General features: G+C 62.3%; 25 protein-coding genes. 14 read left to right on the top strand and 11 right to left on the bottom strand.

The window, feature by feature from the left end; translation table 11 throughout:
- Positions 1-51 precede the first annotated feature (51 nt).
- A complete protein-coding gene (gene pulA, locus C4N23_RS02800; protein ID WP_112143874.1) occupies positions 52-1,998 on the top strand; it encodes a type I pullulanase in 1,947 nt (648 codons plus the stop codon).
- Between the two features lie 99 nt (positions 1,999-2,097).
- On the opposite strand, the gene C4N23_RS02795 is transcribed toward pulA, so the two are convergent.
- Positions 2,098-3,510 carry a S1C family serine protease gene (locus tag C4N23_RS02795; RefSeq protein WP_112143872.1) on the bottom strand — a complete coding sequence of 471 codons (1,413 nt, stop codon included), beginning with the start codon at positions 3,508-3,510 and terminating at the stop codon, positions 2,098-2,100.
- A gap of 157 nt (positions 3,511-3,667) precedes the next feature.
- Between C4N23_RS02795 and mnmM the strand changes: the two genes are divergently transcribed.
- The 3 genes from mnmM to C4N23_RS02780 all read left to right on the top strand — a co-directional run bounded on the left by mnmM (position 3,668) and on the right by C4N23_RS02780 (position 7,467).
- A complete protein-coding gene (gene mnmM / locus C4N23_RS02790) occupies positions 3,668-4,525 on the top strand; it encodes a tRNA 5-(aminomethyl)-2-thiouridylate-methyltransferase MnmM (protein ID WP_112143870.1) in 858 nt (285 codons plus the stop codon).
- A gap of 208 nt (positions 4,526-4,733) precedes the next feature.
- A complete protein-coding gene (locus C4N23_RS02785) occupies positions 4,734-6,338 on the top strand; it encodes a peptide chain release factor 3 (protein WP_055188663.1) in 1,605 nt (534 codons plus the stop codon).
- 145 nt (positions 6,339-6,483) lie between these two features.
- A complete protein-coding gene (locus tag C4N23_RS02780; protein WP_055188661.1) occupies positions 6,484-7,467 on the top strand; it encodes an aldo/keto reductase in 984 nt (327 codons plus the stop codon).
- A gap of 72 nt (positions 7,468-7,539) precedes the next feature.
- On the opposite strand, the gene C4N23_RS02775 is transcribed toward C4N23_RS02780, so the two are convergent.
- The 7 genes from C4N23_RS02775 to gpr all read right to left on the bottom strand — a co-directional run bounded on the left by C4N23_RS02775 (position 7,540) and on the right by gpr (position 14,708).
- On the bottom strand, positions 7,540-7,974 hold the full coding sequence (locus C4N23_RS02775; RefSeq protein ID WP_055188655.1) for a cytidine deaminase: 435 nt from the start codon (positions 7,972-7,974) through the stop codon (positions 7,540-7,542).
- 28 nt (positions 7,975-8,002) lie between these two features.
- Positions 8,003-9,307, bottom strand: coding sequence for a murein hydrolase activator EnvC family protein (locus C4N23_RS02770; protein ID WP_112143868.1), 1,305 nt, complete (start codon positions 9,305-9,307; stop codon positions 8,003-8,005).
- Between the two features lie 171 nt (positions 9,308-9,478).
- On the bottom strand, positions 9,479-9,670 hold the full coding sequence (locus tag C4N23_RS02765) for a hypothetical protein (protein WP_055188651.1): 192 nt from the start codon (positions 9,668-9,670) through the stop codon (positions 9,479-9,481).
- A 172-nt stretch (positions 9,671-9,842) separates the two neighbouring features.
- Positions 9,843-10,895 (bottom strand): A/G-specific adenine glycosylase, encoded by a 1,053-nt coding sequence (gene mutY / locus C4N23_RS02760; RefSeq protein WP_112143866.1) that lies wholly within the window; start codon positions 10,893-10,895, stop codon positions 9,843-9,845.
- Between the two features lie 63 nt (positions 10,896-10,958).
- Positions 10,959-12,347, bottom strand: coding sequence for an asparagine--tRNA ligase (gene asnS / locus C4N23_RS02755; protein ID WP_112143864.1), 1,389 nt, complete (start codon positions 12,345-12,347; stop codon positions 10,959-10,961).
- 352 nt (positions 12,348-12,699) lie between these two features.
- A complete protein-coding gene (gene spoIIP, locus C4N23_RS02750; protein ID WP_112143862.1) occupies positions 12,700-13,830 on the bottom strand; it encodes a stage II sporulation protein P in 1,131 nt (376 codons plus the stop codon).
- An 89-nt stretch (positions 13,831-13,919) separates the two neighbouring features.
- On the bottom strand, positions 13,920-14,708 hold the full coding sequence (gene gpr / locus C4N23_RS02745) for a GPR endopeptidase (protein ID WP_242983705.1): 789 nt from the start codon (positions 14,706-14,708) through the stop codon (positions 13,920-13,922).
- 171 nt (positions 14,709-14,879) lie between these two features.
- Here gpr and rpsT point away from each other — a divergent pair, with 171 nt between their 5' ends.
- Entirely contained in the window at positions 14,880-15,140 is a 261-nt protein-coding gene (gene rpsT, locus C4N23_RS02740; protein ID WP_055188643.1) for a 30S ribosomal protein S20, read from the top strand.
- 153 nt (positions 15,141-15,293) lie between these two features.
- On the opposite strand, the gene C4N23_RS02735 is transcribed toward rpsT, so the two are convergent.
- The 3 genes from C4N23_RS02735 to C4N23_RS02725 all read right to left on the bottom strand — a co-directional run bounded on the left by C4N23_RS02735 (position 15,294) and on the right by C4N23_RS02725 (position 17,221).
- Positions 15,294-15,650: a SpoVA/SpoVAEb family sporulation membrane protein gene (locus C4N23_RS02735; protein ID WP_055188641.1), complete on the bottom strand. Its 357-nt coding sequence runs from the start codon at positions 15,648-15,650 to the stop codon at positions 15,294-15,296.
- Entirely contained in the window at positions 15,647-16,669 is a 1,023-nt protein-coding gene (locus C4N23_RS02730; RefSeq protein WP_112143860.1) for a stage V sporulation protein AD, read from the bottom strand. The genes C4N23_RS02735 and C4N23_RS02730 overlap by 4 nt, the downstream gene beginning before the upstream one ends.
- Positions 16,670-16,780: 111 nt before the next feature.
- Positions 16,781-17,221, bottom strand: a complete 441-nt coding sequence (locus C4N23_RS02725) for a SpoVA/SpoVAEb family sporulation membrane protein (protein ID WP_055188637.1) — start codon at positions 17,219-17,221, stop codon at positions 16,781-16,783.
- A 109-nt stretch (positions 17,222-17,330) separates the two neighbouring features.
- Here C4N23_RS02725 and C4N23_RS02720 point away from each other — a divergent pair, with 109 nt between their 5' ends.
- The 9 genes from C4N23_RS02720 to hisD all read left to right on the top strand — a co-directional run bounded on the left by C4N23_RS02720 (position 17,331) and on the right by hisD (position 26,307).
- Positions 17,331-18,260 (top strand): M15 family metallopeptidase, encoded by a 930-nt coding sequence (locus C4N23_RS02720; RefSeq protein ID WP_112143858.1) that lies wholly within the window; start codon positions 17,331-17,333, stop codon positions 18,258-18,260.
- Between the two features lie 161 nt (positions 18,261-18,421).
- Positions 18,422-19,000 (top strand): DUF4358 domain-containing protein, encoded by a 579-nt coding sequence (locus C4N23_RS02715; protein ID WP_055188632.1) that lies wholly within the window; start codon positions 18,422-18,424, stop codon positions 18,998-19,000.
- A gap of 60 nt (positions 19,001-19,060) precedes the next feature.
- Positions 19,061-20,479: an MBOAT family O-acyltransferase gene (locus C4N23_RS02710; RefSeq protein WP_055188630.1), complete on the top strand. Its 1,419-nt coding sequence runs from the start codon at positions 19,061-19,063 to the stop codon at positions 20,477-20,479.
- A 14-nt stretch (positions 20,480-20,493) separates the two neighbouring features.
- On the top strand, positions 20,494-21,657 hold the full coding sequence (locus C4N23_RS02705; RefSeq protein WP_181567061.1) for a DHHW family protein: 1,164 nt from the start codon (positions 20,494-20,496) through the stop codon (positions 21,655-21,657).
- A gap of 202 nt (positions 21,658-21,859) precedes the next feature.
- Positions 21,860-22,204: a hypothetical protein gene (locus C4N23_RS02700; protein WP_112143854.1), complete on the top strand. Its 345-nt coding sequence runs from the start codon at positions 21,860-21,862 to the stop codon at positions 22,202-22,204.
- Between the two features lie 103 nt (positions 22,205-22,307).
- Positions 22,308-22,646, top strand: coding sequence for a hypothetical protein (locus C4N23_RS02695; protein WP_055188623.1), 339 nt, complete (start codon positions 22,308-22,310; stop codon positions 22,644-22,646).
- Positions 22,647-22,818: 172 nt separating this feature from the next.
- On the top strand, positions 22,819-23,130 hold the full coding sequence (trxA, locus tag C4N23_RS02690; RefSeq protein ID WP_055188622.1) for a thioredoxin: 312 nt from the start codon (positions 22,819-22,821) through the stop codon (positions 23,128-23,130).
- A 310-nt stretch (positions 23,131-23,440) separates the two neighbouring features.
- Positions 23,441-25,033 carry an ATP phosphoribosyltransferase gene (hisG, locus tag C4N23_RS02685; protein ID WP_112143853.1) on the top strand — a complete coding sequence of 531 codons (1,593 nt, stop codon included), beginning with the start codon at positions 23,441-23,443 and terminating at the stop codon, positions 25,031-25,033.
- The gene (gene hisD / locus C4N23_RS02680; protein ID WP_112143851.1) at positions 25,030-26,307 is read left to right on the top strand and encodes a histidinol dehydrogenase; all 1,278 of its coding nucleotides are present in this window, start codon (positions 25,030-25,032) and stop codon (positions 26,305-26,307) included. The genes hisG and hisD overlap by 4 nt, the downstream gene beginning before the upstream one ends.
- Position 26,308 lies beyond the last annotated feature (1 nt).

The raw sequence follows: 26,308 nt of genomic DNA, 5'->3' as shown, positions 1-26,308 counted from the left end.
CACAAAAGTTCGTTACACTTAAATCAAATTGGCAAGAGTGAGGATGACGTTATGACTTCAGCACAGTGGAAGACGGTCTTTGAAAGCGAGGACTTTGCGCGGCAGAACGGCGATCAGGGGCCGCTGGGGGCCCAATATGCCCCGGCGGGCACCCATCTGCGGCTGTGGGCCCCCACGGCTCAATCGGTCAGCGTAAACCTTTACCGAAAAGGCGGCGGCGGGGTCTGCATTGGCACGCTGCCCCTCAGCCCGTGGGGGCAGGGGGTCTGGGGCGTCTATCTGCCCGGCGACCAGCACGGACGCTACTATAATTTCACGGTGACGACCGAGTGGGGCAGCTGCACCGCCGCCGACCCCTACGCCCGCGCAGCGGGGGTGAACGGGGAGCGGAGCATGATCCTCGACACCGCCCGCACCGACCCGCCCGGCTGGGAGCACGACCGCCGACCGGTTATCCCGGCGGCGAAGCGGAGCGTCTGGGAGATCAACGTCCGGGACTTTTCGCAGGACCCGGCCAGCGGCGTGCGCAACGCATGGCGGGGCAAATTTCTGGCCTTTACCCAGCAGGGCACGACCCTGAACGGCGACGGCATCCACCCCACCTGCCTGAACTATCTCAAGCGGCTGGGGGTGAGCTATGTCCAGCTCATGCCTATCTTTGACTTCGGCAGCGTGGACGAGAGCCGCCCGCTGACCCGGCAGTACAACTGGGGCTACGACCCCGCCAACTTCAATGTGCCGGAGGGCAGCTACTCCACCGACCCCGCCCGCGGCGAAGTCCGGGTGCGGGAGTGCAAGCAGATGATCCAAGCCCTCCACGCGGCGGGCATCGGCGTGGTGATGGATGTGGTTTATAACCATATGTACCGCGCCGACAATGTGCTGAACCGGGTGGTGCCGCTCTATTATTTCCGCCAGAACGAGGACGGCAGCCTTTCCAACGGCAGCGGCTGCGGCAACGAGTTCGCCAGCGAGCGGCCCATGGCCCGGCGGTATATGATCGACTCGGTGCTCTACTGGGCGCAGGAATACCACATCGACGGCTTTCGGTTCGACCTGATGGGCCTGTACGATGTGGAGACCATGAACCTGCTGCGGGCCGAGCTGGACAAGCTCCCCGGCGGGCGGGATATCCTGATGTACGGCGAGCCGTGGCAGGGCGGCGGAAGTGCCCTGCACCGGTACGAGGCCAACAAAAATAACCTCGCCATGCTGAACGACCGGATCGGCATCTTCTGCGACGACACCCGTGACGCCATCAAGGGCGGCTGCTTCAACGCGCGGGAACCGGGCTACGTGGAAGGCAGACCCGGCAGTTTCTGGGATATCGGCGGGGCGGTGGCGGCGTGGTGCCGCAGCGACAAGTTCCCGCCCCACACGCCGGGGCAGATCGTGAGCTACGTTTCCGCCCACGACAACTTCACCCTGTGGGACAAGCTGCTGATGGTGCGGTACGAGCGCCCGGAGTTTCGTGCGGTGGACAAGGCTGCGCTGGCCCAGAACCGCTTGGCGGCGGGCATCTATCTCACCAGCATGGGGCTGCCTTTCTGGCAGGCGGGCGAGGAGTTTGCCCGCACCAAAAAGGGGCAGGGCAACAGCTACCGCTCCTCCCCGGCTCTGAACCGGCTGGACTGGAAGCGGGCCCAGCAGTTCCACAGCCTTGTGGATTACTACCGGGGCCTCATCGGGCTGCGGGGAGCCTTTCCCCGGCTGGGGGCGGTGGACAAAGCCAGCCCCAGCGCCATTGAATTTTTCAATTTGGAGCAGCCGCTGGTGGGCTGGCGGCTGCCCGCAGCCCCCGGCGACGGTGCGTGGTGGGGGGCGCTCTGCGTCTACTATAACCCCACTGAGGAAGAGCAGCGCGTCTGGCTCCCCGGCGGGAACTGGAAGCTGCTGAGCGACGGCACCTCATCGAGCCTGTGGCGGGGCAGCAGCCGGGTGGTGCAGGGCCAAGCTGTGCTGGCCCCGGTCAGCGCCACCATCTTCGGCTTGGTGTGACAGAAAAAGCCCCTGACCGGCGTTCTGGGTGCCAGTCAGGGGCTTTTCCGAGAAGAAAGAAATCAAAACTTGATCCTGCCTTGCGGCGTGGAAAATGGTTTAGTCGTTGGTCGAGCGCTGAGCCGCCTGTGCATTGGTGGAGGTGTTCTTTTCGCCCAGCGTCAGGGAAACGGTCTGCATCTGGCCGTCACGGGCCACGGTGATGGACAACGTGTCGCCTGCAGTGTGCTGCTGGATCAGGGTGCCAAGGTCGTCCCTCTGGGCGATCTCGGTGCCGTCGATGCTCACGATGCGGTCGCCGACCTTGAGGCCCGCCTTATCAGCGGGGCCGCCCTGCACCACGTCCACGACGTAGACGCCGTAAGCGCTGACGTTCAGCTGCGCGGCCGTCTGGGCATCGGTAACGGCAAGGTAGGTGATGCCCATGTAGGGCCGGCCGGAGACGTAGCCGTTCTCCAGCAGATCCTGCGCTACCTTGATGGCGTCATTGATGGGGATGGCGAAGCCCAGACCCTCGGCGTCGGAGCTGGAGGACTTGGCGTTGACCAGACCGATGAGCTCACCGTTCATGTTGAACAGGCCGCCGCCGGAGTTGCCGGGGCTGACGGAAGCATCCATCTGGACCAGAGACATGGTGTTGGTGGAGCTGGTGCCCTGAATGGTCACGCTGCGGTTCAATGCACTGACGATGCCGCTGGTGACGGTGCCGCCCAGCTCACCCAGCGGGTTGCCCACGGCGAGGACATTGTCGCCCACGGCGAGGCCGTCGCTGTCGCCGACGGTGGCGGGGGTCAGGCCGGTGGCGTCGATCTTCAGCACGGCAACATCGCTGGTGTCGTCCTCACCCACGACGGTGGCGGTGTAATCGGTATCCCCGACGGTCACCGTGATCTGGGAAGCGCCGGAAACGACGTGGGCGCAGGTCAGGATGTAGCCATCCGAACTGATGATGACGCCGCTGCCCGCGCCGGACTCGACCTGACTCTGGCCGTACCACGACCACTGGGAGTAGACGACCTGCTCCGTGGTGATGACCACGACGCTGGGGCTGACCATTTCAGCCACCTGTGCGGTGGTCATGCCGTTGGAGGAGACGGTGGTGCCGGCGGCGGAACCGCTGGAGGAATCGGAGCTGCGTTCGACCTGCTGGATGACCACCTTGCTGCCCGCGTTGCCGAACCGTGCGCCCACGAAGCCGCCCGCAAAGCCCATGGCCGCGGCCAGCACCAGCGCAACGGCGCTGCGGGCGACCTTGGCCCCGTTCTTCTTGCGGGGCTTTTTGGCGGGTTTCGCGTTCTCTGCGCGGGGAGCCGGGTCTGCCGGAGGGGGCGTGGCCCCGCCATTGCCGCCCGCCGAAGCGGGTTCCGGGTCGGCGGCGGGGGAAGGCTCGCCGTAGGTGCCCGCCGTGTTGGCGGTGTTCATGCCGGTGGAGCCGACGTTGGGGTATCCGGTCTCTCCGGACGAACTATTTGCAGAGGAATAATCGTATTCCCATTTGTTTTCATTATCCATGGTGCAACATCCTTTCTAAAGGGAATCGGTTCGGGGATGGGTGCGGGAGCCGCACTTCCTTTGAACTGGCTTTATTGTAGCCGCTAATTGTGAAAACGAATCGCTGAGCGGGTGAAGAATGTGTGAAATAAGGTCGTAAAAAAACAGGAGGCTTTCGATGAAACTGGCTGAGATTCCGGGCGGGTTCGCCCTTTATAAGGAAAAGACCGCCGTGGGCTGGTGCGAAGTGACCGCAACGGCGCAGGGGGGCGCCCTCACGCTGCTTACCATTGTACCAGAATGGCGGCGAAAAGGCTACGGCTCCTACCTGTTAAAAGAAGTATTGCGCCGCTTCGGCGGTTATGACAAGGAGACGGCCACCGTCTTCACAGCCCCGCTGCCGGGGGACGAAGGGGAGCGGGCGTTCTGGGAGAAGTTCGGCTTCCGGGTGGAGGGGGCGCAGCTCTGCCGCCGCCGCACCCCGGACCTGACGGCGGTGAAGTTCGTGCAGGACTTTCTGACCTCCCGCCTTGCAGAGCCGAAGCTGCTGGTGGACGCCACCTGCGGCAACGGCGGCGACACGGCCTTCCTCTGCCGACTGGCCGGGAAAGAGGGCCGGGTGCTGGGCTTTGACATCCAGCCGGAAGCCATTGCCTCCACCGAAAGGAACCTCGCGGCCAAGGGCCTTTCGGCAGAACTCCACTGCGACAGCCACGCAAACCTCTTACAGTATGTCACCCCCGGCACGGCGGATGCGGTAATGTTCAACTTCGGCTGGCTGCCGGGGGCGGACCACAACGTGTTCTCCCATGCGTTCAGCAGCATCCCCGCGCTGGAAGCGGCCCTCGATGCGCTGCGGCCCGGCGGGGTGCTCAGTGCCATCCTGTACAGCGGGCGGGTCATCGGCTCGGACGAGAAGACCGAGATCCTGAATTGGATGCGCACACTGCCCCTCAGCCGCTGCACCGTCCTCGTGTGCGGCTTCGCCAATTGGGCCGAAACCGCCCCGCTGCCCTGCTTTGTGCTGAAAAAATGAGAAAAGTCTTGCATTATCACGCGTTTTCGGATAAAATAGAATGCGTATGTGCAAAAGCAAACGCCTTCCGTCATCGCTGCGCGATGCCACCTCCCTCAAGGAGGGAGGCTTTCGCTTCTCCGCAGCGTGAAAGGCTCCCTCTCAGAGGGAGCTGTCGAGCGAATGCGAGACTGAAGGAGTTTTATCCGTATAGGAGAATCTACTATCTATGACAAATCGTGAAGAAATCGAGCGCCGTCGGACGTTTGCAATCATCAGCCACCCCGACGCCGGTAAGACCACGCTCACCGAAAAGCTGCTGCTGTACGGTGGAGCCATCAATCAGGCAGGTTCCGTCAAGGGCAAGCAGAGCGCCAAGCACGCCGTGTCCGACTGGATGGACATCGAGAAGCAGCGCGGTATTTCCGTCACCTCCTCGGTGCTGCAGTTCAACTACGCGGGCAAGTGCGTCAACATTCTGGATACGCCGGGCCATCAGGACTTCTCGGAGGATACCTACCGCACCCTGATGGCAGCGGACTCCGCCGTCATGGTCATCGACGCGGCCAAGGGCGTCGAGGCCCAGACCATCAAGCTGTTCAAGGTCTGCACCCTGCGCCACATCCCCATCTTCACCTTCATCAACAAGATGGACCGCGAAGCCCGCGACCCCTTCGAGCTGATGGAGAACATCGAAGAGATCCTTGGCATCAAGACCTACCCGATGAACTGGCCCATCGGCTGCGGCAAGGAGTTCAAGGGCGTGTTCGACCGCAATACCCGCAAGGTGCTGGCTTTCTCCAGCGACGGCCGCGCCAACGGCGTCAAGAAGGTCGATGAGACCGAGGCCGAGCTGGGAGATCCCGCACTGGACGAGCTGCTGACCCCCTATCTGCATCAGCAGCTGGTGGACGAGATCGAGCTGCTGGACGGTGCCGCCGAGGAATTTGATCTGGACAAGGTGCTGCGCGGCGAGCTCAGCCCCGTCTTCTTCGGTTCTGCGCTGACCAACTTCGGCGTCGAACCCTTCCTCGAAAACTTCCTCCGCCTGACCCCCACCCCGCTGGCCCGTGTGGACAGCCTGACCGGGGAGCAGGTGGACCCCTGCCGCGATGAATTCTCGGCCTTCATCTTCAAAATTCAGGCCAACATGAACAAGGCCCACCGGGACCGCATCGCCTTCATGCGCATCTGCTCCGGCAAGTTCGAGCGCGGCATGGAAGCTTACCATGTGCAGGAGGGCAAGAACATCAAGCTGGCCACCGGCACGCAGTTGATGGCGCAGGACCGCGCCATCGTCGATGAGGCCTATGCGGGCGATATCATCGGCCTGTTCGATCCGGGCATCTTCTCCATCGGCGATACCCTCTGCACCGGCAAAAAGAAGGTCGAGTTTGCGGGCATCCCCACCTTCTCGCCGGAGCACTTCGCCCGCATCGAGCAGAAGGACACCATGAAGCGCAAGCAGTTCGTGAAGGGCATGGAGCAGATCGCACAGGAAGGTGCTATCCAGATCTTCCGCGAAGTCGGCGGCGGCATGGAGGAAGTCGTGGTCGGCGTCGTCGGCGTGCTGCAGCTGGAAGTGCTGGAGTACCGCCTGAACACCGAGTACAATGTCGAGATCCGGATGCAGCAGCTCCCCTTCGAGCAGCTGCGCTGGGTCCAGAACGACCCGGACACCTACAACCTGCGGGATCTCGACCTGACCAGCGACACCAAAGCCGTGGAGGACATGAAGGGCAACCGCCTGCTGCTGTTCACCTCTGATTGGGCCGTCCGCTGGGCCGAGACCCACAACGAGGAGCTGAAACTCAGCGAGTTCGGCAATATTTGAACCGATTCAGAAGAGCTGCTGTGCGGGGCGAGCCTTGCATGGCGGCTCTTTTTTGAATAAAAAAACAAAAATACAACAAAGAATGCCGGAAACGGAATGACTCCGCCCCCAAGTGGGGAACACTTCTGGCATGGAGGACGATACTATGCAGAATATCAGCATCGGAAAGAGCGGCATCGAAGTGCCCTTCCTCGGCATGGGGACATGGGCCATCGGCGGCGGGAGCTGGTGGGGCGACAACGACGACGCCCTGTCGGTCAAGGCCATCGAGACCGCCGTGGAGCAGGGCATCCGCTGGATCGACACGGCCCCCATCTACGGCCTGTATCACAGCGAGAAGGTCGTGGGCGAGGCGCTCAAGCATATCGACCGGGACAAGGTGGTGCTCTCCACCAAGTGCGGGCTGGAGTGGCGGCATGAGACGCCGGTGCTCCACAAAGTCGTGGACGGCACCGCGGTCTACCGCGACCTGTCCGCCCAGAGCATCATCGAGGACGTGGAGGAGAGCCTGAAGCGGCTTGGCACCGACCACCTCGACGTGCTGTACACCCACTGGCAAAGCCCGGATTTCAGCGTTTTTCCGCTGGAAGAGACGGTGGAAGCTATGATGAAGCTGAAAGAGCAGGGCAAGATCCGGGCCATCGGTGCTTCGAACGTAACGGCGGACATCATCCGCGGCTACTGCAAGTACGGTCAGTTGGATGTTATTCAGGAAAAGTACAGTCTGCTGACCCGCCGCATCGAAAAGCAGCTCCTGCCCACCTGCAAGGAGCTGGGCGTGTCCGTTCAGGCTTACTCGCCCTTGGAGCAGGGGCTGCTCACCGGCAAGGTGACCATGGACACCACCTACCCCGAAGGCAGCACCCGGAACTCGAACCCCAGCTTCCAGCCCGTCCGCCGGGCACAGGCCATTGAGATGCTGGCCAAGTGGGCCGACCTGACCGAAAAGTACCACTGCACCACCGCCCAGCTCGTCATCGCCCTGACCGCCCGGCTGATCCCCGGTCTGCATGTGCTCTGCGGTGCCCGCACCCCGGAGCAGGTGCTGGACAACGCTGGTGCCCTCCGCATCACCCTCGACGGCGCCGACGCCGTCCGCATGAAGTGGGATGTGGATGCGATCTCCTGAAAGGAAGAACCGCAGAATCAGTAAAACAGAAGGAGCAGATGCCATCACCCTGCGTCTGCTCCTTCTGTTTTGTTATGCTTCCCAGTGGTCAAGTTCCTCGGCGGGATAGGCATTGGTCCAATGATAAGGCTGTAACGTGCGCAGCTCAACGAATCGGAGTTGCTCCTCCTTTGTTGTCACGGCTACTTGAACGTCTTCGCCCCAATATTTTAATCGCTCTTGGCAAATTCCGCAGGGAGACAACACTTGATAGGGTGAATTTTCGTCTTGGCGAATGAGGCACAGACAGTGTGTGACCTTCTCGTTGAACTTAAACGCATCAAGCATTGCGCCCGTTTCGATACAGAGGGTGGCACCTGCATTGGGGCTGTCGAAGAAAACACTCGTGTAGTAGTTGTCGGCTGCGGTGTGGACGACTCCGGCACCGCCCCAGCCGGAAGGATAGCGCTTTTCAATCAATTCAACTGCAATGCGATACATTTCACGTTCTATTTTATAGTTCCGCATGATGAAGTCTCCTGTGTTGATTAACTGTTCAACCGTTTTCCCGCCAGAACAGCCCGCCGCTGGTCTGGAAGAGGAGCCACGGGTTCACGCTCTTGCTGCCGAGCTTGAAGTCCATGGTCAGTTCTTCGCCGAGGGCACCGACGGCCTGACCCTTTTCAACGGTCTGGCCGCGGGTGACGGAGAGGGTCTGCAAGCCGTAGAGGTAGCTGCGCATCCCGCAGCCGTGGTCGATGACGACGGTGTTGCCGGTGAGGGCGAGGTTCCCGGCGAAGGCCACCGTGCCGTTTGCGGGGGCGCGGGCCGGGTCGCCGGGGATGGTGTAGAGCTTGGTGGAGTTCGACTTGGAACCCTGCTGGCCGTTCGTGATCTTGATCTGGCCGAAATCGAGCAGAACAAGGTAATCTTCCGCCGGGCAGACGAAGCCGCCGGACCAGAGCTTTTCCTGCGCGGGCTGCTCGTAGAGGGGCCAGATGCTGTTCCGGAACTCGGTGTTGGCCGCCTCGGTGGGGGCGGGTTCGGCTTCCACTTCCGCCGTGCCGAAGTCCTTGGGCAGAACGGTCAGGGTCTTGGTGAGGACCTCGCCGTTGACGGTGAGGGCGACGTCATGGGCCCCGGCGGAGGCGTTGTAGGCCGCGGGGATGTAGGCCCGCCAGCCGGAGGGGCTGCGGGTGCACTGGACACTGCCGAGGTCGGTCTCCACCGTGGGGGCTGTTTCGCCCACCATGCCGGTGATGGCCACGCCCACGATGCCGCCCTGCTCCACCCGCTCGGCGGAAAGCTCCACATTGGCGCTGGCTTGGAGGGTGAACCGGAAGGAGAAGCTGTACCAGCCGGAGGGCTTGGCGGGGTGCTCCAGACCGGAATTTTTCCGGACGGCCCCGTTGCTGCCGCCCTCAAAGCGGGTGACGAGGCCGCCCGCCGGGAGCCGCCAGACGGTCATCTGGGCCTTGTACTCGCCGTTGGCGGGGAAGAGGAAGCTGTCGTATTCGGAGGCGGAGCCGGTGAAAAGGGGGGCTCCGTCGGCGGATTGGATGGTCAGGGTGGTATAGGTGGCCCAGTCGGGCGTGGTGAGGGCCGGGTGGGCATCGTAGAGGACGCCCAGCTTCTGCACGGACAGGGTCTCCGGTTCTGCGAAGACCTTGTCCAGCACGCCGCCCACCAGCGGCACCTGCCAGCAGGAGCCGTTCACTTCCAGCTCCTGTCCGCCGAACTGCGCCGCCGCTTCCGGCCGGGAACCCTCGCCGGTGAACGAATAACTCACCGCCATCACGGCCCCCAGAAGCACCACAACGCCCAGAATGACGCCGATGATCCAGAGTAAAAAGCGTTTCATATGTAGTCCTCCACACAGCGCTCCTCTATTTGGCTCCCCTATTAGGGGAGCTGGACGCGCCAAAGCGCGGCCTGAGAGGTTTGGTTTGAAACCGCGCGCTGTGTTGTACAAAAAGGGCGCACTCGGCGGGTCAGGAACTGACGACCGGGTGCGCCCTTCAGCGTGTTTGTTTTATTCTGCGGCGTCCTCGGCAGGTGCGTCGGCAGGGGCCTCTGCGGGTTCTGCCTTGTCTTCACCAAACAGAAGGCGCTCGTACTCGTCCAGCTCCTTCTCGCGGCGGCGCAGGTAAACGGCCACAGCGGCCAGCGCACCAGCGATAGCGGCCAGCGTGGCGATCACAACGATCAAACAAGATTTCTTCATAGTTCAGCACACTCCTTTATTCGGGTCGGAACGATGTTCTGATGGCATCCTTCGTGTCGGGGTGGCCCTTTTCGCGGTGGGCCAATGAACCGCCCTTGCGGATATTATACCCGGAATGCAAAAAAATTACAACTGCAAATCCAGAAATTTTCATCAACCCGCACGAAATTCGTTACAATGCGGCGGCCAAAAGCTTCTTGTACGCCTTGAACGCGCCGGGCAGGGTGTACTCCGCCGCCAACTGCTCCGGGCTGGCCCAGACGCAGCTCGCCGGGGCCGGCTGCGTGTCCGCCGCAAAGAGATAGCCCTGCATCTGCCATTCGATGTGGCTGAAGATGTGCTTGGCCGGGCGGAGCGCTTTGGCGGCGTCGGGGGTGCAGGTGACGCCCAGCGCCGCCAGCCGGGCCCGTGCTTCGTCGGGGGTGAGGGTTTCGTTTTCCCACAGCACCGGCTGCCACAGCCCCGCCAGCAGTCCTTTTTCGGGCCGCTGCTGGAGCAGGACGCCCGCCGGGCTGCGGACGACGGCCAGCGTCACCGGCTCGATGCGGCGGGCCTTGGGGGCGGCTTTCCGGGGCAGGGAAAGGGCTGTCCCGGCGGCGCGGGCCTGACAGAGGTGGGCCAGCGGGCACTGCTCACACAGGGGCGCGCCGTTGGGCACGCAGACCAGTGCCCCCAGCTCCATCAGGGCCTGATTGTAGTCGCCGGGGGCGGCGGGGGGCTGGTGCTCCATGACGCGGGCCGTGAACGCCCGCTTCACCTTGGGGTCGGTGATGAGGCCGTCGTCGTTGTACAGCCGGGAGAAGACCCGGAGCACGTTGCCGTCCACAGCGGGCACCGGGAGTCCGAAGCTGATGGAAGCGATGGCCCCTGCCGTATAGTCCCCGATGCCGGGCAGGGCGCGGAGAGCGTCGTAGTCGGCGGGCAGTTCACCGCCGTACTGCTCACAGACGATCTTCGCGGCCTTTTGCAGGTTCCGCACCCGGCTGTAATAGCCCAGCCCCTCCCACAGCTTGTGGAGCTTTTCCTCCTCGCACGCAGCCAGCGCCGGGATGTCCGGCAGGGCGGCAAGGAAACGCTCATAATAGGGCAGTGCCGCCGAGACGCGGGTCTGCTGGAGCATGATCTCGCTCAGCCAGACGTGGTAGGGCGTCGGGTCCGAGCGGAAGGGCAGGATGCGGTGGTTCGCGTAGAACCAATTGAGCAGTGCGGGGGAGATGTTTTCCACGGAAAGTTACCTCGTTGTTGAAAAAAGAGCTGCCGCATCCGGCGGCAGCTCTCCGAAAATTTTTTAGAACCCGTAAGCGGTGCGGGGGAAGGGCAGGACATCACGGATGTTCTGGATGCCCGTGAGGTACATGATCATGCGCTCGAAGCCGAGGCCGTAACCGGCGTGCTCCACGCCGCCGAACTTGCGCAGGTTGAGGTACCAGTCGTAGCTGGACTTGTCCAGACCCAGCTCGTCCATGCGGGCCACCAGCTTGTCGTAGTCCTCCTCACGCTGGCTGCCGCCGATCAGTTCGCCGATGCCGGGCACCAGCATATCGGCTGCGGCCACGGTCTTGCCGTCTGCGTTCTGCTTCATGTAGAAGCTCTTGATCTCCTTCGGATAGTCGGTGACGAAGACGGGCTTCTTGAATATCACCTCGGTGAGGTAGCGCTCGTGCTCGGTCTGGATGTCCACGCCCCACTCCACGGGGAACTGGAACTTCTTGTTGTTCTTCTTCAGCACCTCGATGGCGTCGGTGTAGGTGATGCGGCCGAACTCACTGTTTGCCACCAGCTCCAAACGCTCGATCAGGCCCTTGTCGATGAACTGGTTGAAGAAGGCCATCTCATCGGGGCAGTTGTCCAGCACGTAGCGGATGACGTACTTGGTCATGGCCTCGGCGGTGTCCATGTAGCCGTTCAGGTCGCAGAAGGCCATCTCCGGCTCGATCATCCAGAACTCGGCGGCGTGGCGGGTAGTGAAGCTCTTCTCGGCGCGGAAGGTGGGGCCGAAGGTGTACACCTTGCCGAAGGCCATGGCCATGGCCTCGGCCTCCAGCTGGCCGGAAACGGTCAGGTTGACGGGCTTCTCAAAGAAGTCCTTGGTGTAATCCACGGTGCCGTCCTCGTTCTTGGGGACGTTTTCGAGGTCGAGGGTGGTCACGCGGAACATCTCACCGGCACCCTCGCAGTCGGAGGCGGTCAGCAGGGGAGAGTGGGCGTAGACGAAGCCGTTCTCTTGGAAGAACTTGTGGATGGCGTAAGCGGCCACGCTGCGGACGCGGAAGGCGGCGTTGAAGGTGTTGGTGCGGGGGCGCAGGGTGGGCATGGTGCGCAGATACTCCATGCTCATCTTCTTTTTCTGCAGCGGATACTCGTCTGCCGGGCAGTCGCCGAGGATCTCGACGGAGTCGGCGTTCAGCTCAAAGGGCTGCTTTGCCTGCGGGGTCAGCACGATGCGGCCCACAACACGCAGACTGCTGTACAGGCCGGTGTGGATGACGGCATCGTAGTTTCCCAGCTTGCCGGCCTCCAAAACGACCTGCAGGGTCTTGAAGCAGCCGCCGTCGGACAGGGCGATGAAGCCGATGTTCTTGGAGTCGCGGATGTTCTTTGCCCAGCCGCAGACGGTCACGACCGTGCCGTCGGCGGGGGTGTTCTTGTACAGCGAAACGATCTCAGTACGTTCCATGATGTTCCCTCCGATAAAATAAAAAGACAGCTTTGCCCTGAATTTTCAGGGCGAACAAGCTGTCTTGTAATGTCCGCGGTGCCACCTGAATTACCGGAAGTGTCCGGTCGCTCACGCGCGCCCTTCAAAAAAGGAAGCGCTGCCCTTGTAACGCGGGGCGCAGCGGCGCACCTACTGGCGGCGGCCCTTGCGGCGCACCGTGTTCAGGTTGCAGCTCCCGGAGGTTCGTTCGCGCAGCGTCCGCCCACGGCTCGCAGCAAATGCCGTGTTCTCTGGAAGCGTCCGGGTTGCGTTACTTTTTCCGATCTGTGCTTTTCAGTAGTTATAAAAATAGCACAGGTGGGCGGGTTTGTCAATCGGAAATTGCGGGGCTTGCGTTCCGCAGTGCCTCCACCAGACCTTCGGCGGCCAGCTGCCCGGCGTAGAGGGCCTCGTTCAGGTTGTTGCCGTGGCCACCGATCTCGATGAGGAGGCTGCCGGTGGTGAGGTCTTGATTATAAAAACGGTAGCTGAACAGCACCGGGCGGGTGAAGCCGGGGAACGCGCTTTCCATGGCCCGCTCCCATGCGGCGGCGAAGCGGAGGTTCTGGCGGTAGTTCGGCAGACAGACGCTGCCGCCGTTGTCGCACCCGCAGATGATCATGACCTGCGCGGCCTGTTGGCCGTTGACGGTGCAGACCGGGGCCATCCGGGAGCCGTTCTCCGTCTCGATGGCGTCGCGGTGGACGTCCAGCACGATCTTGATGCTGGGGTACTGGGCTAAGTACTGCTGCACTACGGCGCGGCTGTTGGCGTAGCTGCCGGTGTAGCTGGGGTAGTCGTTCAGGGTCTCGTCGTGGAGGGTGTTCAGCCCGGCAGCGTTGAGGGTGTCGGCCATGACCCGGCCCACGGCGCACATATTATAGCTGCGGTCGGTGGTGCGGGAGCCGTCGCCGGAGCGGAACCAGAGCCCCGCCGACAGGCGGTAGTCCTCGGTGGCGTGGGTGTGCATAATGAGGATCTGCGGCTCCGGGCTGTTCCACTCCACCGAGAAGGGCAGCGGGCCCTCGATCTCCGCCGCGACTTCGGCTGCCGGGACACGGGTGTTGTTTTTGATCGTGCCCGTGCCGCAGGGGATGTACTTTTCCCCGCTGCCCTGCGGGTAGTTCTTTTCCAGAATGATCCCTGCATCGGCGGGGCGGGCATCGTCCTCTTCCAAGGCGACGAAATAGGACGTGTCGGCAGGGACGGCAGCGTCCGGCTGGGCTTGGGCCGGGGCATCCGGCTCGATGGCGTCGGCAGACGCGGCGGGCTGGGAGGAAGCCGCCGCTTGCTTCCGGCTGAGGGAAAGAGCGGTCTTGGCGGCGGGCAGCGGCCCGATGACAAGGGCCGAAAGGCCGAGCAGAAGCCCGTGGGCAAAGAAAGTCAGGGCCAGCATCAGCGCCGCCGCCCCGGCCAAGGCGGCGAGCTGCCCGGCCCCGGAACTTGTCTGCCTGTGGCGCATGGCGCGCACCTCCTTCCCTCTTACAAACATATGAAAAATGCAAAGGGATAGAACTCCCTGTGCCATCGCAGACGCGGCGGAAGGAGCCATCAATTCGTCAGCCAGCCCAGCTGCGCAATGCTGAGCCGGGGCTGCAACGCCCGGTTGATGGCCGCCGCCAGCAGGGCCGCCCCGTGGGCGATGACGCTGTCCAGCTCGCGGGGGGTCACCACGAGGTCACGGCCCTCCTCCGACTGCATCAGGGTGGGGATGCCCGCCGCCAGCACCGGCACGCCCAGCCGCGCCGCGTCCAGATGGCGGGAGTGGTCGGGCTGGGCGGGGAAGAGCCCGGTGTCCGAAAATTGCAGGGTGCGGCCCAGCCGCTCCGGTTCAGAGGAGCACAGGCTGTCCACGCAGAGCAGGGCCGCAGGGCGGACCTGACGCACCAGCGCCGCCGCCAGCTGCTGCAAGCTCAGCCCGGTGGAGGCCGATACCCCCGGCGCCACCGCCGCCACGGGCCGGATGCCCTGCACCGGAATGCTGCGCTGCCCCATGGTGACGAAGATCTTCTGCACCGTGCGGGGGCCGAGGGCGTCTGCGGTGACCCGGCGGTTCCCCACCCCCAGCACCAGCACCGGCCCCGCCGCCGGGAGCAGGGCCCGTAGCTCTGCTGCTGCCGGTTCGATGACGCTTTCGTCCCGCTCGTCGAGCAGGCTGACGCGGGGCACTTCCAGCGTCACATACCGCCCGCGGGGCCGCTCCAGCCCTTCCCGCGCGATCTCCACCCGCGTCACGGTCACGCCGCCGCGTTTGGCCGTGGCCACCCGCACACCGGCAGGCAGGGCGTCCTCCGGGGCATGGTAGAGCTCGTCCGCAAGGTCGGTATAACGCATTTTCATCCCACTTTTCTGTCTGAAGTCCGCTTTCGGGGCCGTTTTGGCCCGATAACACAGCTTCAGTATGGGATTTTGAAAACTTTTCTAAACAAAAATCGAAAAAAGGCTTGCGCTGGTACGGCAAATATGGTATCATAAGGTGCGCTGTTATAGGTAGCCAAGGAGGTGGAACGAATGCCTAACATCAAATCTCAGAAGGACCGCGTCGTGCAGAATGCCGCAGAGCAGGCTCACAACAAGGCCATTAAGACCAACCTGAAAACAGTCGTCAAGAAGGCAGACGCTGCCATCGATGCTAAAGCCGCTGACAAGGACGCAACTGTCCTGGCTGCTGTTTCCGCGATCGACAAGGCTCGCGCTAAGGGTGTCATCAAGAAGAACACCGCTTCTCGCAAGATCAGCCGTATGGCAAAGCGTGCTAACAAGAACGCTTGAGTCCGTGCCTGATCAAGTGATCGACTGACGAACAAAACCTCTGTGCCATCCGGCATGGGGGTTTTTGTTTTTGCATCGTACCACTTTTTGATTGCAGAAATACAGGAAAACGGTCTGGCCGAACGATACGGTCAGACCGTTTTTGCGTGAAAGTCAGTTCTGATCATGGCTCTTCCCGAACCACGAGCAGACCACGCCGCAGACAAGGCTGGTGGTGACGCCGGCGGCGGCAGCGGTCAGGCCGCCGGTGAGGATGCCGATGGCTCCTTCTTCCTGCAAAGCGGTGCGGACGCCTTTGGCCAGCAGATGCCCGAAGCCCAGCAGGGGCACGGTGGCTCCGCACCCGGCGAACTCGGCCAGCGGCGCGTACCAGCCGACGGCGGACAGGACGACGCCCGCCACGACGTAGCCTGTCAGGATGCGGGCGGGGGTCAGGCCGGTGAGGTCGATGAGGAGCTGCCCGACCACGCAGATGCCGCCCCCAACGACGAAAGCCCAGAAATAATTCATGCAGTTCCCTCCTTTTTCGGGGCCCAGAGCTCGACGAGGTGGGCGATGGCCGGGATGCTCTCCTTTTGCAGGAAGGTGGTCTGGCTCATCAGCGCCCCGGTGGCGAGGAAGAGCAGGCGCTTCTGGGTGCCCCGCTCCAGCCGGGGCAGGATGTGGGCGCAGAGGACGGCGGCGCAGCACCCCGCCCCGGAACCGCCGCTCTTGACGGACTGCGCCTCGGCATCGTAGAGGATGCAGCCGCAGTCCACATGGTTCTTGAGGAGCAGCCCCTCGGCGGCCAGAAGTTCCCGGAAAAGCTGGCTGCCCACATGGCCGAGGTCGCCGGTGTAGATGGCGTCGAAATCCTGCGGTTCGCTGTGGGTGTCCCGCAGGTAATGCAGCAGGGTGGCGGCGGCTGCGGGGGCCATGGCTGCGCCCATGTTGTTGATGTCCTTGATCTGGTAATCCTGCACCCGGCCGAAGGTCACGGCCCGGATGCCGACGCCCGGCCCGGTGGGCCGCAGCAGACAGGCCCCGGCGGCGGTGGCGGTCCACTGGGCCGTGGGGGTGCGGACGGCTCCGTAGCTGAGCGGGGTGCGGAACTGACGCTCTGCCGCGCAGAAATGGCTGGACGACATGGCCAGCAGCCCGTCGGCCATCCCCGCCGAACAGAGCGCAGCCCCCAGCCCCAACGCTTCAGCCATCGTGCTGCAGGCCCCGAACAGTCCGGCGTAGGGGATGCCCAGCGCCCGCATGGCATAGTTGGAGGCCGTGCACTGGGCTTGGAGATCCCCGGCCAGCACAAGGCTGACCTCTTTTTCGGTGATCTGTGCTTTTTTTAGGCAGAGCCGGGCCGCCCGGAGCTGGAGCTCGGCCTCGGCGGCCTCCCACCCGGATTGGCCGAAACTGTTGTCGGCCCGCAGCTCGTCAAAGCCCGCCGCCAAGGGGCCCTCGCCCTCTTTTTTGCCACCCACCGCCGCGTGAGATGCGATGACGGGGGGATCGGAGAAGATCAGGGTATCGCCGCGCCGGGTCGCCATCAGAAATTCCTCCTTTCAGGGCTGTTTTTTTGCGAATTTTGTGGTATACTGAGAATTCGCCGGGGTGGTGCAATCTTCGCGCCCGGCTGTGCGTATCGTAAAGGAAAGCGCTCAGCCGCCCAGCAGCCAGAGCACCCCGCCGTAGACCACGGCGGACAGGGTGCCGTAGACGATGACCGGCCCCGCGATGGTGAACATCTTGGCCCCGGTGCCGAGGATGCGGCCCTCCGTCTTGAACTCGATGGCCGCGCTGACCACGGCGTTGGCAAAGCCGGTGATGGGCACCAGCGACCCCGCCCCCGCGCGGGCCGCGAGCTTCTGGTAAAGACCCAGCGTCGTCAGCACCGCCGAAAGGGCGATGAGGGTGCAGCTGGTCAGGGTGCCCGCGAGGTCGGCTTCGAGCCCAAGGGCGAGATACCGCTGGCGGAGCACCTCGCCGAGAAGGCAGATGCCGCCGCCTACCCCGAAGGCCCACAGGCAGTCGGTGCCGAGGGGGGAGTGGGGACCGACCTTTTTCACCCGCCGCGCATATTCCTGCGCTGTCATCTTCATAGGGGAACACCTCCGAGGGTAGTATTTCCGGAACCTGAAGAACTATGCAAGCAAACTGCGGTCTGCCCGCCTGAGAGTGCGGGGCCGCTGACAAGAAAGAAGGCTCGTTATGGACCAACAACATCGACCCACCCACCGCCGCCTGACCCGCGCGGAAGTACGCCGCCGTCGGCGCAGCCGTGCCATCCGCCGGGTGGCCGGGCTGACCGCCGTCGTCTGCCTCGTCGTGGGCGGCGCGGCCTTCCTGCTCAACCGTAAGGCCCCGGTGCCCTCGGCCAGCGCCGCCGGTGCCCCCGCCAGCAGTGCCGCCAGCGAGACGAACGGGCTGCTGACCGACCGGCTGTTCCCCGGCAGCGCCGCCGAATCCACCAGCGCTGCCGCCAGCGAAGGGGCCGAGGAGAGCCGGGACAATGCGCTGGGCCTGACCAAGGCCGAGGCCGCCGCCATGCTGGCCGACCCGATGATGGTGCTGGTGAACCACACCAACAAGATGCCGGACAACTACACCTTTGATACAAAGGAGTGCGGCTCCCAGACGGCGGTGAATAAGACCCTGCAGACCGCAGCGTGCGATGCCTTTCTGGAGATGCAGAAAGCTGCCGCAGCCGACGGCGTGACCGTCTGGATGCAGAGCGGCTACCGCAGCGTCAAGTACCAGACCGGCCTGTACGAGCGGAAAACGAAGTACTACACCGACCGGGGCTACGATACCGCCACCGCCAAGGAGATGGCCGCCGCCGTCGTCAATCCGCCGGGCTATTCCGAGCACAACTGCGGCCTTGCCGCCGACCTGAACAGCCCCGAACACACCGGGCTGGACGAGGGCTTTGAGAACACCACGGCCTTCCGCTGGCTGTGCGAGCACGCGGTGGAGTACGGCTTCATCCTGCGCTACCCCAAGGGGGCCGAGGATAAGACGGAGATCACCTACGAGCCGTGGCACTGGCGGTATGTGGGCAGGGAGAACGCCGCCAAGATCAGCACCAGCGGCCTGTGCTTCGAGGATTACACCGCCCAGCTGCACGCCATTGCGGGCTGAGCGGCAAAGCGCGGGCAAAGACCCGTGAAGAAACCGTAAAACTTTACCGGACCCTTTGCATTTTAGGGGGCGGTATGGTAAGATAGCAATGTCCCGGTATGCCGCGTAAAAGAACGCAGCGGGGGACCTGAGTGTAACGAATGCAAAAGAGGGAATAATTCATGAAGAACCGTTCAAAACTGATGATAGTTGCTGCGGTGGCCGCAAGCTGTGTTCTGCTCGCGGGCTGCGGCTCCTCCGCTTCCTCCACGGCAAGCTCTGCCGCCAGCTCCGAGTCGGCTCCCAGCTCGGTGGTCCTGTCGCAGGTGGAGAGCGCTCTGCCCGACGACGGCACCAACAGCCCCGATGAGCTGGCCGATGAGGTGAACACCCTGCTGGAGGCGAACCCCATCGCAAACCAGTTCGAGATCGCCGCAATGAACATCGAGTACGATTTCGGCCTGAAGGCAGAGGATGTGGCCGGCTATAAGGGCGTGAAGAGCAACGACAACGGCGATGCGGGCCTCGTGCTGGTCATCGAACCCGCCGAGGGCAAGGCCGACGACATCGTGGAAGCGCTGAAGGCCTACCAGCAGGATCAGGTCGCGTTCTATGGCAACTACGCTGAGTTCGCCACCGCACAGGCCAACGTGGAAAATGCGGTCATCGCCAGCAGTGCCGACCGCGTGGTGATGGCCATTGCCTCCAACGAGTGCACGGAGGATCTGACCGACGCCGTCAACGACGTTCTGCTCAAGTAAAAACAACAGTTGTGGGCCGGTGCCATGGCGGCATCGGCCTTTTTTCAAAGGAGGAACACCTTGGTTTTCAGCACCATCATCTTTCTGTTCCGGTTTCTCCCCATCACGCTGGCGCTGTATTACCTTGCGCCCGCAAAGCTCAAGAACACGGTACTCTTCGTGTGCAGTCTGGTGTTCTACTGCTGGGGTGAAGTCCGGTTTTTCCCGGTCATGCTGGCCCTCATCCTCATCAACTACCTGTGCGGCTTGGGGCTGGAAAAATGTGCGGCCAAGCCCGCCGCCCGCACGGCGCTGCTGCTGGCGGCCTTGGCGGGCAGCTTGGGGATGCTGTTTTACTTCAAGTACGCGAACTTCGTCCTCTCCAGCCTGAACGCGCTGCTGGGTACGGATTTTGCGGCCATTCAGGGCATCAGCACCCTGCCGCTGGGCATCAGCTTCTACACCTTCCAGACCCTGTCCTATACCATCGATGTTTACCGGGGCGAGGTCAAGACCGAACACAACATCATCGACTTCGGTGCCTACGTCGTCATGTTCCCGCAGCTCATTGCGGGCCCCATCGTCAAATACCGCGATGTTTCGGCGCAGCTCCACGTCTACGAGCACCGCTATCACTTAAAGCAAATCGAAGAGGGCATGACCCTGTTTACCTTTGGTCTGGCGAAAAAGGTCCTGCTGGCGGATGCGGTGGGCGCCCTCTGGACCGACATCATCGGCATCCAGAGCAGCCCTTCCACCACCTATGTGGGCCTTGGAAATGCTTCTACGGCGCTGGTCTGGCTGGGCGTCATCGCCTATTCGCTCCAGCTCTACTTCGACTTCTCCGGCTACTCGATGATGGCCATCGGCATGGGCAAGATGCTGGGCTTTGATTTCCCCCAGAACTTCAACTTCCCCTATATCTCCCGCTCCATCACCGAGTTCTGGCGGCGCTGGCACATGACCCTGTCCGGCTGGTTCCGGGAGTATGTGTATATCCCGCTGGGCGGCAACCGCAAGGGCCTCAAGCGGCAGATCTTCAACCTCTTCGTCGTGGAGCTGCTCACCGGCATCTGGCACGGCGCGGATTGGAACTTCATCTGCTGGGGCCTGTACTACTTTGTCCTGCTGGCCATCGAGAAGCTCTTCCTGCTGAAATACCTTGAAAAGGGGAAGCTCTGGCCCCATGTCTACACCCTCTTCCTCGTGGTGGTGGGCTGGGCCATGTTCGTGGGCAACGATTACGGTGTCGGCTTCGGGGAACTGTTCCACCGGCTCTTCGTTCCCACGGGCGGCGTCTCGCCGGTGTATTTCCTGCGGAATTACGGGGTGCTGCTGGCGGTGTCCGCCGTCTGCTGTACGCCGCTCATCGAAACGCTCTGGAACGCGCTGAAAAAGCGCACGGCCACCCGTGTGGCCACGGTGCTGGTGCTGCTGGTACTCTCCACGGCCTATGTGGTGGGCAGCACCAACAGCCCGTTCCTGTATTTTAACTTCTGAGGAGGACGTGGATCATGGAAAAGAAAAAGCGTTTGTCCTCGCTCAAACAGTACCCGGTACTGATGGCCTTCAGCCTGTTTTTCATCGCCCTCTTCGTGCTGGACATGGCAACGCCCGACCGCGCATACAGTGAGATGGAAAACACCACCCTCACCCAGCGGCCCAAGCTCACGGCGGTGTCGGTGGACGGGCTGAACAGCTACTTCACCAATTACACGAAGTACGTCAAGGATCAGGTCTTCGGGCGGGATCAGTGGATCGACCTTCAGAGCCTTGCCGAGACGACCCTGTTCCAGAAGACCCAGAGCGGCGGCATCCTGCTGGGCAAGGAGCACAGGATGTTCGCCCGGCGGTACCGCGTGCTGCCCAGCGAGGAGAAGACATGGAACAAGAACCTCGCGGCGGTGAGTTCGCTGTCCGAGCGCTGCCCCGGCAAGGTCAGCTTCATGCTGGTGCCGTCGGCCTCCACCGTCTACCCGGAAAAGCTGCCCCTCGCCGCGCCCCAGATGGACGAGGAAGCCCGCATCAACGAAGCCGCGAATGTGGTGCAGGGCGGGCATTTCATCAATGTCCTTCCGGCTCTGTACGACCACAAGGACGAGTATCTCTATTATCGCACGGACCACCACTGGACGACGCTGGGGGCTTACTACGCCTACGAAGCCTTCTGCAAGGAGCTGGGCCTGACGCCGTTTGACCGCAGCACGCATACAGTGGAGACGGCGGAAGACTTCTACGGCACCCATTACTCCAAGGCGCGGACGTGGAACGCCGAGCCGGACACGATCACATGGTACGACTTGCAGAACAAGCTCACCATCTGGAATGTCACCGGCCCCGGCCAGCCCACCGACGGCACCGAGACCGGCCTGTACGATACCGCGAAACTGGATGTTTACGACAAGTACGCCATGTTTCTCCACGGCAACAACGGCCTGAGCCGGGTGGAGGGCGACGGAACGGGGAAGATCCTCGTCATCAAGGACAGCTACGCCAACAGCTTCGTGCCTTACCTGACGGCCAACTATGGGGCCATCGACGTGGTAGACTTCCGCAATTACAACTACGGGCTGGACCAGCTCATCGCCGACAATAACTATGACGCGATCCTAGTGCTGTACAGCTATTCGAGCTTCACCAGCGACCCGTACCTCTACCGTGCGGGTGTCGCGGGCTGAAAAACGGCTTGTTGCAGAACTTTTTCACAAAGAATGGTGTCCGTTTTCATGCGACTTTCCGATTTTTCACTATTTTGCACAGAATCTATTGCAGAAAACCGACAGGTGTAGTAAAATGAGCGTACAAAGAGTGAGAAGGAAAGCGGCATGGAAGTTGTACTTGATCGGCGCACAGGCGCCGCCGCAAAGAGGGAAATGACCTATGAAAAATGAACTGAGACTGCCCGCAGAGTATGCGGTGATGACCGAAGATGAAATGACCTATACCGAGGGCGGAAGCGCTGCATTTGATACCTTTAAGGTGGCCGCCACCGTCGTTGGCAGCGTGGTGCTGGGCGCCAGCTACATCTGGGGCATTTCTGCCGCCCGCAACTGGCTGAGCAACAAATCCAACCGTAAGGGCAATGTCCTGACGGTTCTGGGCCGCGCCATGGATGATATCGGCGAGGACATGACCAAGAGTCCCTCCAACTTCCTACGCGATAGTGTTTCCACCGCCATGGTGGTGGGTCTGGCTCCCATCAGCCTGATCCTCGTTCTGGTCTAAGGAGCCGGGACTCCGCGTCCACTTGTTCCCCATAGCATTTATTTGGAAACTTGCGGTGCAGTGTGCACCGCTTGGGATAGATTGCTTTCAAAGGAGTGTTATTATGGAAAACAAAATGATGATGCCCGCTTGCTACAGTGTCATGACTGAAGATGAAATGACCTACACCTCTGGTGGCGATGCTGGGACCGCTTACGCCGTGGGTTGGGTGATCGGTACTACCATTTCCATTGCAAATATGGTCTGGGGCATTGGCAAGAGTCGTGAGTGGATCCAGAAGAACAAGAAGGGCAAGTCCGTTACCGAGCTGGCAGCCAGCGGTATTGATGCTTTCGCAAATTACCTGAACAAGTCCGTCGGCAACGCTGTGGTTGGTGTTTATACGGCAATCAATCTGGCCGGCTGGTGGCCTGTCACCGCAGTTGCTTGGGTAACGGCATAATTGCTCTTGACCCGCATCTGCGGAGAAGTCCAAAGAACACAGCAGGGCGGCGGCTCACCCCAAGCGGGCGGGCCGCCGCTTTTTGTGTTGTGTGACCCAGTTACGGAACGGCGGGGCGTTTTGGGGTATACTAATGCCATCGAACAAAACACTTCCCAAGGAGGTAACCGATATGGAACCCATCACCATTACCAGTGCAAATTTTGACGCCGAGGTGCTGCACAGCGAAAAGCCCGTCCTGCTGGACTTCTGGGCAAGCTGGTGCGGCCCCTGCCGGATGCTGTCCCCCATCGTGGACGAGGTGGCTGCAGAGCGCAGCGACATCAAGGTGGGCAAGGTCAATGTGGACGAGCAGCCCGACCTCGCCGCCCAGTTCGGCGTCATGAGCATCCCGACCCTGCTGGTCTTCAAAAACGGCAAGCTCGTCAACCAGACCGTCGGTGCCCGCCCCAAGAGCGGCGTGCTGGCTCTGCTGGACGTCTGAGAACACCTGAAATCAGAACCGCACCCTTCCCCCGCCGCCGCGCACCCTGCGCCCGGCGGGGGATTTTTTGCGTTTGCGGGGGCGGGCATTTGCGGAACGCATCATCTGATCCAGCGGTACGATGAAACAATTTCGCGTTTCTGTACAAACGCACAGAAAAACTGTAAGATAGAGATGAAAAATCTTTCACTTTCATACTTTACAACTTTACCTAGATAAAGTAAAATGATTTTATAAAATACACGCTGGGAAAGGGGCGGCAGGATGGCCGCCGGAACGCTTCAAAACCGAGGAACGGGAGGAAACGGAGATGAAATTTGATCTGTCGTATTTGCAGCCGAAGGAGCGGGCTTCCTTCGGGCTGCGGGCGCTGTACGAGGCGGCGGGGTGCCGCAAATACCACATGGGCCGCTTCGAGGAGTATGGGCTGTATCAGGAAAACCGCAGCTTTTTGTCGTCGGAACAGGTCATCACCTTCACGGACTTGGACGGGCGGCTGCTGGCGCTGAAGCCGGACGTGACCCTTTCCATCGCCAAGACGGCCCAGCCCGCAGCCGGTGAGACGCTGAAATATTACTACCACGAGAACGTCTACCGCCCCTCGGCAGAGAGCCACACCTTCAAGGAGATCTCCCAGATGGGTCTTGAGATGCTGGGAGCCGTGGGCGAAGCACAGGTCCAGCAGACCGTCCGGCTGGCGGCGCAGTCGCTGGGGCAGATGGGGGCTGCGTGGGTGCTGGAAGTGAGCCACATGGGCTACCTCTTCGGCTTGCTGGATGCGCTGGCAGTGCCGGAAAACGCCCGCCCGGCCCTGCTGGGATCACTGCGGGAGAAAAATGCCCACGAGCTGCGGGCAGCGGCCAAGGCTGCCGGGCTGGACGATGCCGGGGCCGAGACCCTGTGCGGGCTGCTGAGCCTCTGCGGCGGGTACGAAGAGACGCTGACGCGGGCCGAAGCCTTCTGCAAGAACGACCGGATGCGGGCAGCCGCTGCCGAGCTGCGGGCGCTGGCCGAACCGCTGGAAGCGGCGGGCGGCAGCATCCGGCTGGATCTCTCGCTGGCGGGTGAGATGGAATACTATAACGGCTTGGTCTTTCAGGGGTATCTGCGGGGTCTGCCCCGGCCGCTGCTCAAAGGCGGACGGTACGACCGGCTGATGCAGAAGTTCACCCCCGGCGCGGACGCCATCGGCTTTGCGGTCTACCTCGACGAGCTGGACCGCCTGAGCGCTCCGCTGCCGCCGGTGCAGCAGCAGAAGACCGAAAAGACCATGCTGAATGTGGCTCTGCCCAAAGGCCGGCTGGGCGACAAGGTTTATGATCTGCTTGCCCGCATCGGCTACGGCTGCACCGAGGACTACAACGCCACCCGGAAACTGGTGGTGGAGAACCCGGCGGCGGGCATCCGCTACTTCCTCGTCAAACCCAGCGATGTGGCCATCTACGTGGAGCACGGCGCGGCGGACGTGGGCATCGTGGGCAAGGACATCCTCACCGAAGCCTCGGCGGACGTCTACGAGCTGCTGGACACCGGCCTTGGCAAGTGCCGGATGTGCGTGGCCGCCCCGGCAGACTATCAGGACGACCCCAGCCGCCCGGTGCGGGTCGCCACCAAGTTCGTGAACATCGCGAAAAACTATTATGCGTCCATGGGGCGGGATATCGACATCATCAAGCTGAACGGTTCCATCGAGCTGGCCCCCATCTTAGGGCTTTCGGACGTCATTGTGGACATCGTGGAGACGGGCACGACCCTCCGGGAAAACGGCCTCAAGGTCGTGACGGAGTTCCTGCCCATCTCGGCCCGGTTCATCGCCAACAAGGCCAGCTACCAGTTCAAGCACAAGGAAATGGACGAAATGCTCGAAAAACTGCGGGATACCTTACAGGAGGCTGCAAAATGATCAAGCTGTATAACTTCGACGAACTGAGACCCGAAGAGATCTTGAACCGCGACATCCGCGCGGAGAAGAACGTGGAGGATGTGGTGGACGGCATCATTGCCGACGTCCGTGCCCGCGGCGATGCGGCTCTGAAGGACTATGCCCTGAAATTCGATGGCGCGGCCATCGAGAATTTGCAGGTGACGCAAGAGGAGATCGACGAGGCCTTTGCCAACATGGACCCCTACTTCCTTGAGACACTGCGGGAGGCTGCCGCCAACATCGAGGCTTTCCACCGCCAGCAGGTGCACAAAAACTTTGTGATGAACGACAAGCCCGGCGTGGTACTGGGCCAGAAATATACCCCCATCGAGAAGGCGGGCGTCTATGTGCCCGGCGGCACGGCGGCGTACCCCTCCACGGTGCTGATGGACGTGATCCCGGCTAAGGTGGCGGGGGTGTCCGAGATCGTCATGACCACCCCGGCGGGGAAGGACGGTAAGGTGAACCCGGTCATCCTCGCGGCAGCAGCCACGGCGGGCGTGACCAAAATTTTCAAGACCGGCGGCGCACAGGCCGTGGCCGCGCTGGCCTACGGCACCGAGAGCATCCCGGCGGTGGATAAGATCGTGGGCCCCGGCAACATCTACGTTGCCACGGCCAAGCGGAAGGTCTTTGGCAAGGTGGGCATCGACATGATCGCGGGCCCCAGCGAGATTCTGGTGCTGGCGGACGGCGGCTGCAACCCCGCGTGGGTAGCCGCCGACCTGCTGAGCCAAGCCGAGCACGACAAGCTGGCCAGCCCCGTCCTCGTGACGGACAGTGAGGCGCTGGCCAAGGCCGTACAGGCGGAGCTGGAAGTCCAGATCCCCCAGCTGCCCCGCGCCGCCATCGCCCGCGCCAGCGTGGACGACAACGGCAAGATCATCGTCTGCTCCGATCTGCACAAGGCCATTGAGGCGTGCAACATCATCGCGCCGGAGCATCTGGAAGTCTGCGTGGAGGACCCCTTCGGTGTGCTGAACGAGATCCGAAACGCAGGCAGCATCTTCCTCGGCCGCAATGTGCCGGAAGCGCTGGGCGATTACTTCGCCGGGCCGAACCACACCCTGCCCACCAGCGGCACGGCTCGGTTCTCCAGCCCCTTGGGCGTGGACGACTTCGTGAAGAAGTCCAGCTTCATCTACTACACCCGCGAGGCGCTGGGCGCCGTCGCTCCCCGCATCGCCGACTTCGCCGAGCGCGAGGGACTGCACGCCCACGCCAAGAGCGTGACCATCCGGTACGAAGAATGAT

Source organism: Faecalibacterium hattorii, from assembly GCF_003287455.1.
GTDB classification, from domain to species: domain Bacteria; phylum Bacillota; class Clostridia; order Oscillospirales; family Ruminococcaceae; genus Faecalibacterium; species Faecalibacterium hattorii.
This window is presented reverse-complemented; position numbering and strand designations above follow the sequence as displayed.